This is a genomic window from Luteimicrobium subarcticum (assembly GCF_002798015.1).
Lineage (GTDB): Bacteria > Actinomycetota > Actinomycetes > Actinomycetales > Cellulomonadaceae > Luteimicrobium > Luteimicrobium subarcticum.
This window is the reverse complement of record NZ_PGTZ01000008.1, coordinates 326,465-343,482: the sequence shown is the minus strand read 5'-3', so window position 1 is coordinate 343,482 and position 17,018 is coordinate 326,465. Positions and strand designations below refer to the sequence as shown.

The 17,018-nt window shown below is 74.6% G+C and carries 11 protein-coding genes; 7 read left to right on the top strand and 4 right to left on the bottom strand.

Annotation, left to right across the window (positions count from 1 at the left end):
* Window position 1: 1 nt before the first annotated feature.
* Both CLV34_RS10350 and CLV34_RS10345 read right to left on the bottom strand, forming a co-directional pair.
* Window positions 2-622 carry a DUF6580 family putative transport protein gene (locus CLV34_RS10350; protein WP_245859170.1) on the bottom strand — a complete coding sequence of 207 codons (621 nt, stop codon included), beginning with the start codon at window positions 620-622 and terminating at the stop codon, window positions 2-4.
* Window positions 601-1,041 (bottom strand): DUF4430 domain-containing protein, encoded by a 441-nt coding sequence (locus CLV34_RS10345; protein ID WP_100350195.1) that lies wholly within the window; start codon window positions 1,039-1,041, stop codon window positions 601-603. Before CLV34_RS10345 ends, CLV34_RS10350 begins: the two co-directional genes overlap by 22 nt.
* 179 nt (window positions 1,042-1,220) lie before the next feature.
* On the opposite strand from CLV34_RS10345, the gene CLV34_RS10340 reads away from it, so the two are divergent.
* The 6 genes from CLV34_RS10340 (at window position 1,221) to CLV34_RS10315 (ending at window position 12,619) form a co-directional block, all read left to right on the top strand.
* On the top strand, window positions 1,221-4,832 hold the full coding sequence (locus tag CLV34_RS10340) for a DUF4132 domain-containing protein (protein ID WP_100350194.1): 3,612 nt from the start codon (window positions 1,221-1,223) through the stop codon (window positions 4,830-4,832).
* Window position 4,833: 1 nt separating this feature from the next.
* The gene (locus tag CLV34_RS10335) at window positions 4,834-5,952 is read left to right on the top strand and encodes an ATP-binding protein (protein ID WP_100350193.1); all 1,119 of its coding nucleotides are present in this window, start codon (window positions 4,834-4,836) and stop codon (window positions 5,950-5,952) included.
* On the top strand, window positions 5,949-8,522 hold the full coding sequence (locus tag CLV34_RS10330; RefSeq protein ID WP_100350192.1) for a DUF5682 family protein: 2,574 nt from the start codon (window positions 5,949-5,951) through the stop codon (window positions 8,520-8,522). Before CLV34_RS10335 ends, CLV34_RS10330 begins: the two co-directional genes overlap by 4 nt.
* Entirely contained in the window at window positions 8,519-9,655 is a 1,137-nt protein-coding gene (locus tag CLV34_RS10325) for a VWA domain-containing protein (protein WP_100350191.1), read from the top strand. The genes CLV34_RS10330 and CLV34_RS10325 overlap by 4 nt, the downstream gene beginning before the upstream one ends.
* Window positions 9,652-11,730: a hypothetical protein gene (locus tag CLV34_RS10320; protein ID WP_157803790.1), complete on the top strand. Its 2,079-nt coding sequence runs from the start codon at window positions 9,652-9,654 to the stop codon at window positions 11,728-11,730. Before CLV34_RS10325 ends, CLV34_RS10320 begins: the two co-directional genes overlap by 4 nt.
* A 127-nt stretch (window positions 11,731-11,857) precedes the next feature.
* Entirely contained in the window at window positions 11,858-12,619 is a 762-nt protein-coding gene (locus CLV34_RS10315) for a DUF6318 family protein (RefSeq protein ID WP_342747217.1), read from the top strand.
* Between the two features lie 236 nt (window positions 12,620-12,855).
* Here CLV34_RS10315 and CLV34_RS10310 read toward each other — a convergent pair whose 3' ends face one another.
* Entirely contained in the window at window positions 12,856-14,985 is a 2,130-nt protein-coding gene (locus CLV34_RS10310) for a DNA gyrase/topoisomerase IV subunit B (protein WP_100350188.1), read from the bottom strand.
* 129 nt (window positions 14,986-15,114) lie between these two features.
* Between CLV34_RS10310 and CLV34_RS10305 the strand changes: the two genes are divergently transcribed.
* On the top strand, window positions 15,115-15,351 hold the full coding sequence (locus tag CLV34_RS10305) for a DUF7455 domain-containing protein (protein WP_100350187.1): 237 nt from the start codon (window positions 15,115-15,117) through the stop codon (window positions 15,349-15,351).
* A gap of 135 nt (window positions 15,352-15,486) precedes the next feature.
* Here the strand turns inward: CLV34_RS10305 and CLV34_RS10300 are convergent, their stop codons facing one another.
* Window positions 15,487-16,992 carry a DUF2079 domain-containing protein gene (locus tag CLV34_RS10300; protein WP_100350186.1) on the bottom strand — a complete coding sequence of 502 codons (1,506 nt, stop codon included), beginning with the start codon at window positions 16,990-16,992 and terminating at the stop codon, window positions 15,487-15,489.
* Window positions 16,993-17,018 lie beyond the last annotated feature (26 nt).

The window sequence follows — 17,018 nt, the reverse complement described above, 5'->3', positions numbered from 1 at the left end:
CTCAGCGCGCGACGACGCCCGCGTGCTGGGCGGCGCGCTCGAGACGCTCCACGAGCGTCACGGCACCCGCCGCGAGCGGCACCAGGACGAGGTTCCCGACGAGCATGGGCCGCAGGAAGGGCAGACCGGCGACGTAGCAGTCCACGAGGCCACCGACCGTGCGCGGGTACCAGGACCCGTCACCGAGGAGCCAGACGCCGAAGTTCGTCCACAGGAAGAACCAGACCGACGACCCGATGCCGAACCCGAGCGCGCCCGCGTACCGGCGCCAGCCCGTCCAGCGCGGCAGGAGCACCGACGCGACACCGACCACGGCCCAGGCGGACCACGTGAACCACAGGATGGACGTGTTCCCCAGCGCCAGGTCGCTGACGACCGCGACGACGAACGGGAACACTGCCGCCACCCGGTTGCGCAGCAGCATCGCGCCGAAGAACGCCGCGGACGTCACGAGCTCGAGGTTCGACGGCGCACCCAGGTCGTCCTTGACGAGCCGGAACGTCACCGCGAGCGCCACCGCGGCCACGACGAGCGCGGGCCGCCACCACCGGTGGGCGAGCTCGCGCAGCGCGAGGGGACCCTGCCGGTGCTGCGCAGGCGTCAGTACGTCGTGAGCTTCCACGTGATGGTCTCCCCGTCCTTCGTCTCGAGCGCGCCGGCGCCGACCTGGGCCTCCTTGCCGTCCACGGACAGCGCCCAGAACTCCTTCTTCGAGTCGTCGGCCGTGCGTCCGCCGATGCCGGTGACGAACGCCTGGTCCTTCGAGCCGGACACCTGCGCGTACGGGTCGGCTGCGAGCAGCAGCTCGAGCGCGGTCATCCCGTCCTTACCAGGGTAGGTCACCCCGGTCACGCTGCCGTTCGCGTCCTTGGTGAAGGTGGCGGACGAGGTGGGCGTCGCGGAGGCCGCGGTCTGCCCGGCACCGGAGGGGCTGGGGTCGTCGTGGGAGCAGCCCGCGAGCAGCCCGGCGGCGAGGGCCAGCGGCGCGAGGAGCGCGGCGGTCGTGCGGAGACGTCGGTTCGTGGCGGGGTGGGAGGTCATGCCAGCATCGTACGAACGGTCCCCGGGCGACGGGTCGGGCGTTCGAGGACCGGACATATAGGTCACCGGGGCACGTGCCTGGCACGGGGTGTCCGAGGCGGTCGCTAGCCTGCCGCACACACACCCAGGACGGGTGCTGTCGACGCTGCGGTCCGGGTGCCGCGACGAGAGGAGCACGGATGCCGCTGTTCGGACGCACGCGCCGCAAGAACGCCGCGAAGGGGTCCGGTGCGCAGAGCGCCGACGACGCGCTGCGCGACGCGCTGGGCCGGGTGCTCGAGCCCCACGGCGGCGACGACGCGGTGCGGTACGTGCTCACGGGCGAGGGTGCCGACGTGCTCGCCCGCCTCCCCCGCACGTCGTTCCACCGGTTCCCGCATCTCGCGGGGTCCGACGCCGAGCAGGTGTGCGCGGGGCTCGCGGGCGACCCCGGGGTGCTGCGCCGCTTCGGCCGGGTGCTCGACGCCGTCGCCGGGCACGGGCGGTGGGGGTTCGTCCTCGGTGAGCTGGGCGGTGAGCGGTGGCCCGAGCTCGTGCTGTGGTTCGCGACGGAGGCGGCGGGCACGACCCGGCCGCTGCCGCTCGGGTTCGACGACCTGGTGGCCGCAGCGGCCGCAGACGGGCGCACACGGGCGGACCTGCTGGCGTGCATGTTCGACGTGGGCGACTACGCGACGTACCGCTCTGGCCGCGACTGGTACGTGCGCCTCGCGCCCCTGCCGGGACTCGTCGACGCGCTGCGCGAGCACGAGCCGCTGGTCCAGGCCGCCGTCACGAGCGGCTCGGTGGTGCGTCGCGAGTGCGTGCTCGCCCTGCTCGGCAGCGCGGTCGACGACGCGGGCCTGGTGCCGTTCGCGCCGGCCACCGTCGCGGCGGCGACGGGCTCGAGCGGCCAGGTCCGGGACGCGGCGCGTCCCCTCCTGGTCCGGCTCGGCGACGCGGCGGTCGAGCCGTTGCGCGAGGTCGCCACCGGCGGCAACCCCGAGCAGCGGCGCAACGCGCTCACGCTGCTGGGTGCTCGGCCCGACCAGCGGGAGTGGGCGGTGTCCACCGCCGCTGCGGACCGGGCGGCGAGCGTGCGGACCGTCGCCGCGCAGCTCGCGGCCGCCGCTGCCGCGGACGACGCGGACGGACAGGAGGAGCCCTTGCCCGACCTTCCTGCGGTGTCCTGGGCGGTCCCGGCCGAGGACGCGCAGCGGATCGCGGAACGGGTGGTCCCCGCGATCGACGCGCACGCGACGTCGTTCAACCGCCACGTCGCCCGCATGACGGAGTTCCAGCGGTCCCGCGGGCTCCCGGTGCGCGAGCAGCGACCGCGGCCGATGCTCGGCCGGCGCGGGGTCACGGACCTCGTCGGCATGCTGCGCTCGGACGACGCCCCCGAGGTGTTCGAGCCGGCCGCCACGCTGCACCACTTCAGCGCGGGGCTCGGCACCGCGGCCGCGAGCACCGACCTGGGCGCCGTCGCGGCGGTCAAGCTCATGGTGTTCCTCGGGTTCTTCGGCGGCTCTCGCTATCGGTTGGAGCACGGCTCCGTCCTCGCCGACGTCCACCGCCGGACCCCCGGCACGGACCTCCTGACCGTCCAGGCCCTGCTCGACGCGGCGGGGGTGGACGGCCGCGAGGTGCTGTGGTCCGCGTACGCGCGGCGGTGGTCCCCGCTGGCCCGCGACTGGCCCGACGAGGACGTGGCGCCGTTCGTGCGCCGCAACCTCGACTGGATCCTCGCCGAGACCGACCGGACGCGGGCGGTCTGGGAGGCCGATCCGGCGGCCGTCTACTCCGCGGTCGCGACCCTCGAGACCCCGCCGCGACGCGTCGTCGAGCACTTCTACGCGGCGGCGCTCGGCACCCGCAAGACCGACCGTGGCCCGGCGCAGGAAGCGCTGGCCCGCGATCCGGGCCGCACGGCGCGTACGGTCGCGGCGCTGAGCGACGGCAAGAGCGAGGTCCGGCTCGTGGCGGCGCAGTGGCTCACCCGCATCGCCGACCCGGAGTCCCTGCCCGCTCTGCGCGCCGCCTGGAGGACCGAGCGTCAGGACGTCGTCCGCGGCGCCCTGCTCGACGCGCTCACGGCCCTCGGGGACGACGCCGCCGACCACCTCGACCCGGCGACCACCCTGCGCGCCGCCGAGAAGGCGCTCGCCAAGGGGCTCCCGGCGTCGGTGTCGTGGCTCGACCTGGACGCGCTGCCGGAGGTCACCTGGGCGTCGAGCGGCGACGCGGTCCCGCGCGTCGTGGTGGGCTGGCTGTGCGTCGCCGCCGTCAAGGCCCGCTCCCCCGAGCCCGACGCGGTGCTGCGCTACTACGCGAGCCTGCTGGAGACGGACGGGCGCGAGCGTCTCGCGGCGCACCTGCTGGCCGCGTGGATGCGCGAGGACCTGCGCCCGGTGCCACCGCACGAGGCCGAGCAGCGTGCGCTGCAGCATGCGACGAGCTCGGCGACATGGCTCACGCGTCCCGGGCAGCAGTACGAGGGGATGACCGTCGAGCAGGCTCGCGACGCGCTCCTGCCCGGGCTCCTGCCGGGCTACCTGCGCGAGCCCGCAGGGTCCGCGACCGCGAGCAAGGGCGTGCTCGCGGTCGTCGCCGCACTGGGGGGGCGCGACGTCGTCGCCCCCAGCGAGCGGTACCTGCGCGAGTGGTACGGCCAGCGCGCGGCCCAGGGCAAGGCGCTCCTCGCGATGCTGGCGTGGGTCGACGACCGGTCGGCCACCCAGCTCGTGCTGTCGGTCGGGTCGCGCTTTCGCACCAAGAGCTTCCAGGACGAGGCGACCCGCCTCGCGAGCGAGCTCGCGGAACGCCGCGGCTGGACCCTCGACGAGCTGGCCGACCGGACCGTCCCCGCAGCAGGCTTCGTCGCGGACGGCGTGCTCGAGCTGTCGTACGGGCCGCGGACGTTCACGGCCCGCCTGCGACCCGACCTCACGATCGACCTGCGCGACCCGGACGGCGCCGCCGTGCGCACCCTCCCGACACCGCGCAAGACCGACGACGCGGAGGTCGCGGCCGCGTCGCGCAAGGCCCTGACCGCCGCCAGGAAGGAGCTCAAGGCGGTCGAGCGGCTGCAGCGCGACCGGCTCTACGAGGCCCTGTGCACGCAGCGTTCGTGGTCCGCCGAGGACTGGACCGAGCACCTGCTGCAGCACTCCGTCGTCGGGGCTCTCGTGCGACGGCTCGTGTGGGTCGCGACGGACGACGACGGCGGGGCGCTGACGTTCCGCCCCCTCGACGACGGCACCCTCACGGACGCCGACGACGAGCCGGTCGACCTGCCGGCGGGGGCGCGCGTCCGCATCGCGCACGACAGCCTGCTCGCGCCCGACGACGTCGCCCGGTGGACGGCACACCTGGCCGACTACGAGGTCACGCCGCTGTTCGAGCAGCTCGGACGCGGCGTGCACACCGCCGACCCGAAGGCCCGAGGGCTCGGCGACTTCGAGGGGCACGTCGTCGGCTCGTACGCGCTGCGGAGCCGCGCCACGCGCCTCGGGTACGGGCGCGGGCAGACCGAGGACGCCGGCTGGTTCTACGGCTACGACAAGCGGTTCCAGACGCTGGGGATCGTCGCCCGCGTGGAGTTCACCGGGAACTTCCTGCCCGAGGAGGACCGGCTCGTCGCGCTGAGAGCGCTGACGTTCCACCGGCTCCTGCCCGAAGGCCGCGAGGCGGATCTCACGGTGGGCGACGTGCCCGCCGTGCTCGTCTCGGAGTGCTGGAACGACGCGCGGACCATGGCGGCCGACGGACCGGGTTTCGACCCGGACTGGGCGAAGAAGACGGAGTACTGACATGTCGACCCCCACCGCACCGCACGGCGGCCCGTCCGCGGTCCTGCGAGCGCCGGCCGAGACGACGTACGCGGCCGAGCTCGAACGCCTGGCGGCCGCGGACACCGGCCCGCGGCCCGACGGCTGGCGCCTCACCCCGCGGGCCGTGCGGGCGTTCGTCGTGGGTGACGAGCGCCTCGGCGTGAGCCGCAAGTTCTTCGGCGACGACGCGCTCGTGGAGCGGTGCGTCGTGACGTTGATGAGCAACCGCGGCCTGCTGCTCGTCGGCGAGCCCGGCACCGCCAAGTCGATGCTGTCCGAGCTGTTCGCCGCCGCCGTCTCGGGCGACTCCACGTGCACGGTGCAGGGCAGCTCGGGCACCACGACCGACCAGATCACCTACTCCTGGAACTACGCGCTGCTGCTCTCCGAGGGTCCCTCGCCCCGGGCCCTGGTGCGCGCACCCCTGCACCGCGCCCTGACGTCCGGCGGCCTGTGCCGGTTCGAGGAGGTGACGCGCGTCCAGCCCGAGATCCAGGACGTCCTCATCGGCGTCATGTCCGACAAGGTGCTGCACGTGCCCGAGCTGGACGGCGACGACGCGGTCGTGTTCGCCACGCCCGGCTTCAACGTCGTCGCGACGGCGAACCTGCGCGACCGGGGCGTCCACGAGATGTCGTCGGCCCTCAAGCGGCGCTTCAGCTTCGAGACCGTCCGGCCGATCCGCGACCGCGCGCTCGAGCAGCGGCTCGTGACCGAGCAGACGAGCGCTCTCCTCGAACGGGCCGGCGTCCCGGCGCGGCTCGAGCCGGACGTCGTCGACCTGCTCGTCACCGCGTTCCACGACCTGCGCGACGGCGTCACCGCCGACGGGGTCGTCGTCGAGAAGCCGTCCGCGGTGATGAGCTCCGCCGAGGCCGTCGCCGTCGGGTACGCGGCCGCGCTCGACGCCCACTGGTTCGACGACGCGAGCGCCGACGGGCGGCACGTGGCCCGCCAGCTCGTCGGGACCGTCCTCAAGGACGACCCTGACGACGGCGCGAAGCTGCGGCACTACTTCGACGTCGTGGTGCGCGACCGCGCCCGACGCGACGCAGGGTGGCGTGCGGCGCTCGACGCGCGCGGCGAGCTCGACCGGTGACGCACCGGACCGACGACGCGCCCGCGGGCACCGGCACGCCACCGGGCGCCGGCACGCCACCGTCGGGCGAGGAGGCGCCGTCTGGCGAGGACGTCCGACAGCTCGCAGCACGGCTCGTCTCGGACGCGCTCGTGGTCGTGCCGGTGCGCCACCACTCGCCGGCGTGCGCGCGCGCCGTCCGGGACGCATTCGAGCGCCACCGTCCCTCGCGCGTGCTCGTCGAGGGGCCGCGGAGCTTCACCCCCCTGGTCGACCTGCTGTGCCACCCCGAGGCGCAGATGCCTCTCGCCGTCTACGCGTGGTCGCACCCCGCGGGAGGTTCTGCCGGACCGGACGAGCGCCACGGCGGGTACTTCCCGTTCTGCGACTACTCCCCCGAGCTCGTCGCCCTGCGCCTCGCCCGCGCCGCGGGCGTGCCCGCCGCGTTCTGCGACCTGGAGGTCGCCGAGCAGGCCGCCGCCGCGACCGCCCGCGTGCTGCCGGGCGACGGCGCGATCGTCCGCGACGACCGCTACACGCACAGCAGGTCCCTCGACCTGCTCTCCCGCCGGCTCGGCTGCCGCGACGAGGACGACCTGTGGGAGCTCCTCGTCGAGGCCGGCCCCGACGATCCCGACGCGCACCGCGCCGCGCTGACCGCTTACTGCCTCCTCGCCCGGCACGGGTACACCGACGACGAGCTCGACGAGGACGGCACGCGGGCCCGCGAGGCCGAGATGGTCCGGCACGTCCGGGAGGCGGTCGCGGCGCGGGCACCGGGCGACGGGCCGGTGCTCGTCGTCCTGGGTGGGTTCCACGCGGTCGCGCTGCCCGACCTCCTGCTCACGGCCGACGACGCGCCCGGGACGCCGGCGGCCGCAGCCACCCCGCCCACGACGGCGTCCGTGCCGAGACCGGCGGAGCTGCCGCGGCCTGCGGTGGGCGGAGCGTCGGGGACCGCGCTCGTCCGGTACGCGTTCGACCGGCTCGACCGCCTCGGTGGGTACGCGTCCGGGATGGCGTCTCCGGCGTGGCACCAGCGGGTGTGGGAGCTGCGTGAGGCGGGGGCGACCGTCGCCGCGGCACGTCACGAGGCCGCCCTGGACGTCCTGCTCGACGTCGCGTCCCGGCTGCGCGACGACCGCCGCGCCGACCCGGTCGCGACACCCACGGTCGGTGCGGCGCACGCGCAGGCCGTGCTGCTGGCCCGGTTGCGCGAGCGTCCCGCGCCGCTGCGCAGCGACGTCCTCGACGCGGTGACGAGCTGCTTCGTCCAGGGCGACGCGGACGTCGACGGGCTGCGCGTCCGGCACACCGCCCGCGCGGTGCTCACGGGGGACCGTGTCGGACGCGTGCCGCCCGGCGCGGGCACGCCGCCGCTCGTGCGCGACACCCTCGACCGGTTGCGCGCGCTGCGGCTCGACGTCGACGGCGCCGAACCCCGCCTGGTCGCCCTGGACCTGTACCGCAACGTCGCGCACCGGCGCACGTCCCGCGTCCTGCACGGGCTGCGGATGCTCGGCGTGCCGTTCGCGACCCATGCCGGTGGCCCGGACTTCGTGCGCGGGACCGGCCTCGCGCGCGTCCAGGAGCGGTGGGAGGTCCTGTGGTCGCCCGCCACGGAGGGCCGGCTCGCCGAGCTGTCCATGCTGGGGTCGACGCTCGCCGAGGCCGTCGACACCCGGTACGCACAGATGCTCGCGCAGGCGACCGACGACGGTCGGCAGCCGGGTGCGGTGGAGGCCGTGGCTCTCCTCGCGCAGGCGCTCGTCTCCGGGCTGCACGACCGGTCGCGCGCGGGCGTGACCCTGGTGCGCGACGCGGTGTCCGCCGAGCCGTCGTTCGCGGCGGTCGTCCAGGCGGCGGGCACGCTCGGCCTGGTGCTCGACGGGCGCGAGCCCCTCGACGCGGCGGCGGTCCCCGGGATCGACGCGCTGCTCGTCGCGGCGTGCTCACGCGCCCTGTACCTCGGCACGGCGCTGGTCGACCAGGACGAGCCGCCGCAGGACGTCGCCGCGGCTCTCGCCCGGCTGCGCGAGCTCGTCGTGTCGCACCCCGACCTCGACGCCGACGGGCTCGACCGGCTGGTCGCCCTCCTCCGGGACGACCACCCGGACGCCACCGTGCGCGGCGCGGCCACCGGCGTGGCCGCCACGCGCGGCCGGCTCACCGACGACGACCTCGCCCGTGCCGTGTCGGGCCACCTGGCGGGCACCGTGCCGGCCGCCGACGCCGTCGCGTTCGTCCGCGGGCTGCTGCTCACCGCGCGCGAGTCCGCGTGGCAGGCGTCGGGCCTCGTCGACGCGCTCGACGACCGGCTCACCGCGTGGGAGCGTGCGACGTTCCATGCGGCACTTCCCGAGCTGCGCCTGGCGTTCGCGGCGTTGACCCCCCGCGAGACCGACCGTGTCGCCGACCTCGTCGCCGCACGGCACGGCGGCGAGCGCCCCGACGTGAGCGTGCGCCACGACGTCGACGCCGCGACCCTCGACGACCACGCCCGCGTGGCCGAGGCCGTCGAGGCCGTGCTCGCCCGAGACTTCCTCGGCGCGTGGCTCACCGGTGCACCGGCTGGCGGTGACCCGCGATGACGACGACGGACCGGTGGCGGCTCGTCCTCGGGCGCTACGCCCACGACCGCCTTCCCGCCCCCGGCGACCCGGACGACCGGCGCCGCGAGGATGCGCTCGAACGCCTCTACGGACGCGAGTACGCGGGCCGCGGCGGACGCGGCGACGACGACGCCGCGGGCGACAGCCCCGGGCCGGGCGGCCTCGGCGCCTCGGCGCCCGACCTCGTCGCCTGGCTCGGCGAGGTGCGCGAGCTGTTCCCGCGCGAGACCGTCGAGGTCGTCGAACGGCACGCGCTGGACCGGTACGGGCTCACCGGACTCGTCACCGACCCGGACGTGCTCGCGAGGCTCGAGCCGAACGAGTCGCTGCTCAAGACGCTCCTCGCGCTGCGCGGCTCGCTCGACGACCGGGTGCTCGGCGAGGTGCGGCGCGTCGTGCGGACCGTCGTCGACGACCTGCGGCGCCGGCTCGAGAGCGAGGTGCGCCGCGCGCTCACGGGCCGGCTCGGGACGCAGCGGCACACGCCCGTCGCGTCCGCACAGAGCTTCGACCCGCGCGGCACGATCCGCGCCAACCTGAAGAACTGGGACGCCGCGCGGGGCGGGATGGTCGTCGACCGGCCCCTGTTCTTCGAGCGGAACGTCCGCCGCGTCCCGTGGGACGTCATCCTGCTGGTCGACCAGAGCGGGTCGATGGCGGGCTCGGTGATCCACTCGGCGGTCATGGCCGGCATCCTCGCCGGGCTGCCGACCTACCGGCCGCGCGTCGTCGTGTTCGACACGTCCGTGGTCGACCTGTCGGCCGTGTCCGACGACCCGGTCGAGATGCTCCTGTCCGTCCAGCTCGGCGGTGGCACGGACATCGCCCAGGCCGTCCGGTACGCGGAGGGGCTCGTCGTGAACCCGCACCGCACCGTCGTCGTGCTCGTCACGGACTTCTGCGCGGGCGGGCCGCCCTCCCAGCTCGTCGCGGCCGTGCGGCGGCTGGTCGAGGCCCAGGTCACGACGATCGGCCTGGCGTCGCTCGACACCGACGCCCACCCGTCGTACGACCGCCGGACCGCGCAGCGCCTCGTGGACGTCGGGATGCCCGTCGCGGCGCTCACCCCGGGTCGGCTCGCCGAGTGGCTCGCGGAGGTGACGGCCCGGTGAGCGCCACCGTCCGTGCCGACCTGGCAGCACTCCTCGCCCGGTACGACGACGACACCTGGTCCGCGGTCGCGAACCGTGGCCTGCTGCGACGCGCGCGCAAGGACCTCGGGACGGTCGCCGTCGCCGTGCAGCACGAGACCGACGTGGCGGTCGAGCTCACGGTCGGCGCCCACACCGTCACCATGACCGCCGACGGCCCCGCGACGGCCCGGTGCACCTGCCCGAGCGCGGTCGTGTGCCAGCACGTCGTCGCGGCGGGGCTGTGGCTCGCCGAGCACCCGTCAGGCACCGGCGCGTCGCCGGTGGGAGCGGACGACGGGCCGCGCGACGGGATGGTCGACGTCCTGCACGACGAGCTCATGGCGCTCGACGAGACCGCGCTGCGCGCTGCGGCGGGGCTCGCGGCCTGCCGCTCCGCGCACCAGATCCTCGACGACCTCGACGACGCACCGACCGTGACGCGGGGACGGGCGCTCGAGGTCCGGTTCCCGCACCCCGCCCTCGTGGCCCGGTACCCCGGCGGCGGCGTCGCCGGCGTCGTGCTCGACGCCCCGGTCCGCGCGCCCGAGCGATACCGCGTCGCCGCCGTCCTCGCGTGGCAGCGTGCGCACGGACTCGTCCTCCCCCCGCCCGCCGCGCCCTCGGCACGCACCCGGCCGAGCGCCGCGGAGGAGTCGCTCGCCGCAGCCCGCGACCGCGTGCGCGCGTCCGTGGTGGCGGTGCTGCGCGACACCGTCCGGATCGGGGTGTCCCACCTGTCCCCCGCCGTGGTCGACCGCCTCACGACGGCTGCCGTCGGGGCGCAGGGTGTCGAGTACCACCGCCTGGCCCGTGCGCTGCGGGGTGTCGCCGACCAGGCCGACCTGGTGCTCGCCCGGTCGGCGCGCGCGGACGACCTGGCGCTGCTCGACGAGGTCGCGGCGGCGCACGCCCTCGTCGTCGCGCTCGACACCGCCGCCGCGGACGGACGCGCGCCCGCCGCGCTCGTGGGACGCGCGCGGACCGCCTACGAGGGCACCCGGCCGCTCGACCTCGTCGGCCTCGGCGGCGTGCCGTGGCGCAGCGGCACCGGGTACCACGGCGTCACGGCGGTGTTCTGGAGCCCCACGCTGGGCCGGATGCTGACGCGGACGGACGCCCGTCCCGTCGACCTCGCGGGATTCGACCCGCGGGCCCGATGGGTCCAGCCGGCGCCGTGGTCCGGCCTGTCGAGCCCCGCCGACACCGCGGGCCGGGCGATCACCCTGACGGGTGCGCGGCTCAGCGCGGACGGGCGTCTGTCGGGCGCGGGTCCGGTCAGTGCGCGGGCGACCCCGCTGGACGGCTCCGCCCTCGTCGACCGGCTGCCCGTGCGCACGACCTGGGAGACCCTCGGCGGGGACCCGGTCCGCGGGCTCACCGGGGCGGGCGACGCCGCCGAGGCGTGGGTCGTGCTCCGTCCGGCGTCGTCGTCGGACGCCCGCTGGGACCCGGCGGAGCAGGTCGTGCGCTGGCAGCTCGCCGACGGCGAGGGCGCGGTGCTGGACGTCGAGCTGCCGTGGTCCCGACTGCACGCGCACGCGGTCGACAGGATCGAAAGGCTCGGCGACTCGCTGCCGGCCGACGCGCTGGTGGTCGTCCGGGTCCGCCGGACGCGAGGACGGCTCGTCGGCGAGCCGTTGAGCGTGATCGACCCGGCCCGACCGGCGGATCCCGTCGACGTCCTCCATTTCGACGACGTCCCGCGCCGCACCCGCGCCCGCACCGGGCTCGTCGCGAAGCTCCTGGCTGCCGGGACACCGGACGCTCGCAGCGCCGCGGGCACCGCCACCGACGGAGCCGGGCCGTCTGCCGACGGGGTGGCCGGTGTTCCCGCGCCGGTCGCCGTCCTGCGGAGCCTCGTCGAGCGACGCGCCCAGCGCGGGACAACGGCGCTGCCCGGCGACGTGCTGCGTGTCGAGGTCGCAGCGGCGCACGTCCGGCTGCGCGACGTCGGGTTCGGTGTCTTCACCCCTCCGGCCTCGGACGTCGACCCCGCCGAGCTGCTGCTCCGTGACTTGTTCGTCATCCAGCAGGTCGAGCAGGCGTACGCGTAGCGGCTCTCGCGGTTCCGCGGGACCTCTGGCCACCCGACACCGGGTTGTCCACAGGGCGGATCAACTGGTGTGCACGAAGTGCGGCTTTCGGTAGGTTTCACCCACGACATCGACGTCAGGGGGACCGATGACCGCACGCACCAGACCCGTCCGCTCCGCACCCGCCGGCCCTGTGCCCGTCTCTCCGGCACCCGAACGTTCCGGTCGGCGCCGGCCGCGCACTGCCGGTCTCATGGCCGGTGCGGTACTCGCTTCGGCGGCAATCGTGCTGCTCGGCGGGTGCACTACGGGCGACGACGCCCGCGCCGAGAAGCCGTGGCCGACGGCCGCGACGACGCCGCGAGCGACCACGCCGTGGGAGGCGCCGACCACGACGGCGCGCCCCACCCCGAGCACCCGCCCCTCGTCCACACAGCATTCGGCGACGGCGGCGGACGAGGCGCCCGAACGGCCCGCAGCGATGAACCGCGACACCGCTGCCGGGGCACGGGCCGCGGTCGCCTACTTCATCTCGCTGTATCCCTACGTGATGGCAACCCACGACATGACCGCGTTCGACGCGATGTGCAACTACGACACGAGCGAGTACTGCCGGCGCGTGCGCACGGCGTCCGCGGACCATCGCGAGAAGGGAGACAGCTACACGGGTGGAGCGATCCGGCCAACCGTCACGCACGTGGGATCCGCTGACCCGCTGACGGGCGCCCGTGTCGTCGACGCAACCGTCGAACAGGACGCTGCCGTCGTCATCGTCTCGGGGAAGGAGAACCGTCACGCACCGGCCGTCGCGAAGGTCCGCGCCACCGTCGTCTTCTCGACTGCTGGATGGAAGGTCATGGCGTTTGGCACGTCGGACGGAAGCAAACCGGACCCACCACCATCACCCTGACCACCACCTGGACCGTCCGCTTCCGCGTCCACGGCCAGACCACCTGGCACGACGCCACGGGCACCGCCACCACCACCAGCCCCACCCACCACCTCACCGTCGTCACCCGCACCACCCACCTCGTCGAAGACCCCCTCGACCACTGAGCGCGCGCCGGCCTCCGGGGCCCCACGGGCATGCAGAGAGGGCGCACGCCCGAGTGATCGGACGTGCGCCCTGGGACGCGGAAACCTGCGTCAGGCGTCGATGCGGTCGCGGTCGAGCTCGCTCGCCCCGGCGACGATGAAGTCCTTGCGCGGCGCGACGTCGGACCCCATGAGCAGCTCGAAGACCCGCTCGGCGGACTCGGCGTGCGCGGACGTGATGCGGCGCAGGGTGCGGTGGCGCGGGTCCATCGTGGTCTCCGCAAGCTGGTCGGCGTCCATCTCACCGAGGCCCTTGTACCGCTGGATGTCGTCCTTGTACCGGCGGCCGGCCTTGTCGAGCTTCTTGAGCGTCGCGGTGAGCTCGGCCTCGGAGTACGTGTAGACGTACTCCCCCTTGCGGGAGCCGGACCCGAGGAGCTCGACGCGGTGCAGCGGCGGGACGGCGGCGTACACGCGCCCGGCGTCGAGCAGCGGCCGCATGTACCGGAAGAACAGGGTGAGCAGCAGGGTGCGGATGTGCGCGCCGTCGACGTCGGCGTCGGTCATGAGCACGACCTTGCCGTAGCGCGCGGCCGGCAGGTCGAAGGTGCGTCCGGACCCGGCGCCCAGCACCTGGATGATGGCCGCGCACTCCGCGTTGCGGAGCATGTCCGACACGGACGCCTTCTGGACGTTGAGGATCTTGCCGCGGATCGGCAGGAGCGCCTGGAAGTCGGAGCTGCGCGCGAGCTTGGCCGTGCCGAGGGCGCTGTCACCCTCGACGATGAACAGCTCGGACCGCTCGACGTCGTCGCTGCGGCAGTCGGCGAGCTTCGCGGGCAGGGACGACGTCTCGAGCGCGTTCTTGCGCCGCGAGATCTCCTTCTGCTTGCGCGCCGACACGCGCGTGCGCATCGCGGCCACGACCTTGTCGAGCAGCAGCGAGGTCTGCGTCTTGTCGTCGCGCTTGGGCGACGAGAACAGCCCCTGCATGCCCTGCTCGACGACCCGCGCCACGATCGCGCGCACCGGCGCCGTGCCGAGCACCTCCTTGGTCTGGCCCTCGAACTGCGGCTCGGCGAGACGCACGGTCACGACGGCCGTCAGGCCCTCCATGACGTCGTCCTTCTCGACGCGGTCGCCGGCGTCCTTCGCGGAGATCTTGAGTCGACGCGCGTTCGTCTCGACGGCCTTGCGGACCACCTTGAGCAGCCCCTGGTCGAACCCGGCGAGGTGCGACCCGCCCTTCGGCGTCGCGATGATGTTGACGAACGTGCGGACCTCGGTCTCGTACGCCGTGCCCCAGCGGAGCGCGACGTCGACCTCGCACGTGCGCTGGACCTCCTGCGGCGACATGTGCCCCCGCTCGTCCAGGACGGGCACGGTCTCCTTGAAGGTGCCCTCGCCCACCAGGTGCCAGGTCGCGGTCACCGCCGCGTCCGGCGCGAGGAACTCGACGAAGTCGACGGCTCCCCCGCTGTGCTGGAACGTCTCCTCGTGCGGTCCGTCCTCGCCGGGCGTGCCCGGCACCCCGCGCTCGTCGCGCACCGTGATCGCGAGCCCCGGCACCAGGAAGGTGGTCTGGCGCACGCGCGTCACGAGCTCGTCGTACGAGAACACCGCGGACTTCGGGAAGACCTGCCGGTCGGCCCAGTAACGCACGCGCGTCCCGGTGCGGCCGCGGGCGACCTTGCCGACCACGGTGAGCTCCGACCGGTCCACGAACGGCGTGAACGGGCTCTCGGGGCCTGGACCGGCCTTCGGGTCGGCGAACGTCCCCGGCTCGCCCCGGTGGAACGTCATGCGGTGCGTCTTGCCACCGCGGTCGACCTCGACGTCCAGGCGCGAGGACAGCGCGTTCACGACCGACGCACCGACGCCGTGCAGGCCGCCGGACGCGGTGTACGAGCCGCCGCCGAACTTCCCGCCCGCGTGCAGCTTGGTGTAGACGACCTCGACGCCCGTCAGACCCGTCTTGGGCTCGATGTCGACGGGGATGCCGCGACCGTCGTCCTCGACCGTCACGGACGAGTCGGCGTGCAGGACGACGCGGATCTTCGTGCAGAAGCCGCCGAGTGCCTCGTCGACCGAGTTGTCGATGATCTCCCACAGGCAGTGCATCAGACCGCGAGAGTCGGTCGAGCCGATGTACATGCCGGGGCGCTTGCGCACCGCCTCGAGACCCTCGAGGACGGACAGGTGCCGGGCGGTGTAGCTGGACTCGGCGGAGGTGGTCGTCACGGGTCCCAGCGTAGGCGCTGGAGGGGACACGCCGTGCGCGGCGCTCCGCAAGGGCTGCGCACCGACCCGGTGGCCAGGTCACAGGACGTTGCACTTCTACGCGGTGGGCGAACGCGGCGCCGTACGGGCATGCGACGCGGCCGCGGATGGTTACATGTTCTCGTGAGCACGACGACCCAGACCCTGACCGCAGCCGACCGGTGCGACCGTTGCGGGGCACAGGCTTACGTCCGCGTGAGCCTTCCCGTCGGTGAGCTCCTCTTCTGCGCCCACCACGCACGCGAGCACGCCGGCGCGTACGAGGGGGTTGCCACCCACGTCCACGACGAGACCGACAAGCTGCTCGCAGCGCACGGCGCTCGCTGAGCGCACCGTCCGACGCGTCCACCGCCGCGTCGGCGAACCGAGCCCCGAGGGCCCGGCCGGAGATCTCCGGCCGGGCCCTCGCTCGTCCCCCACGGGTACCGGACGCCCGGAAGCCCTGCCGCAGCGCTCGGTAGGTCAGGGGGTGCAGGCCGCCGACGGCTCCCAGCGGTCCGGAGCCCGCAGCACCACGACCGGGCCGGACCGCTCGACGACCGTCCACCCGTCCTCGAGCGCCCGCTGGTAGACCGGCCCGGGCTGGATGTCGGCGACGTCGTCGACGAGCTTGAACCGGTCGCCCTCGTGCGCCGTGAGGTCGAGCACGAGGTAGTCCTGGTGGCGGGCCGACACCTCGGTGAGGGTGACGACGTGGTCGCGGTCGAGGCGCGTCGCGAGGGACGAGCTCGCGACGACGCAGGTGCCCGCCGGGACGGACGCGACGGCGCGGGCGACGTCGCCCGCGTGCGCGGGGGTGCGGAACGCCGCACCGGTCACGAGGCGCCCGAAGGGGAACTGGTTCGTCCACGAGGCGACGGGGACGAGCGACGCCACCAGCGGGAGGGCGGCGAGCACGACGACGAGCGGGCGCCCGACGGCGGGGCGGCGCAGGGTCCGTGGGAGCCGGCACCAGCCGTCCACGGCGGCGAGCACCAGCACGACCCAGACGGGCGCGTTGTAGTGGAAGTGGACGGTCCACAGGAACGGCCGGTCGTCCAGGAAACGCTGCAGGAGCAGGGGCACGGCGACGAGGGTGTAGGGCGAGGCCAACGGCAGGAACGCCACCGGCAGCAGCAGCCAGAACAGGGTCCAGAGCTTGACCGACGGTGTGACGAGCAGGTGCAGCGCGTGCGCGGGGTGCGTGACCATCGCTCGCAGTGACGACCCGATGTCGGGGCCGAGGCCCGTGTAGTCCCAGTGGGAGTAGGTGCCGTGCGGGTTGAGGGCGGGCACGACCACGCCGACGACAAGGACGAACGCGGCGGTCCCCGCCACGACCAGGACCGCTCCCGGCCAGATCCGTGACGACCGTCCGCGGGCGACCAGGCCGCGGACGAGCCGGATCGCGCCGAGCGCGGCGACGACGACGCCCATGTCCTCGCGGACCAGCAGGAGCAGCGCGGCGGCGACGAACAGCTCGCCGTCGCGGCGACGGTCGAGGGCGTCGATCGCCCAGGCGATCAGGGGGACGGCGAACGCCACCTCGTGGAAGTCGAAGTCGACCATGCCCTGGACGGCCCAGCCGAACGCGTACCCGATCGCGACGAGAGTGGCGACCCAGCGCGTCCGGAGGCGGCGCAGAGCGAACCGCCACACGACGAGGACGGACGCGGCGAGCAGCGCGGCCTGGGCGACGAGCAGGGCGCGCGCGTCGTCCCACACCCAGTACGACGGCGCGAGGGTGGCGAGGATCGGGTGGAAGTGGTCGCCGAAGATCAGGTAGTCGTCGCCCTTGATCGGCACGATCGGGGCGCGCAGGTGGCTGTACGCCCGGACGACCTGGTCGAAGATCCCGAGGTCGTACGCGCCGTCGAGCAGCTGGGCGTAGCGGCTGAGCGCGTAGACGGTCGCGACGACGAAGAACACGCCGGCGACCACGAGCCCGGGCAGGTGCCGGCGCACGAGGGCGGGACGACGTGGGGGCACCGCGGCAGCCTAGCCTGCACGACCCC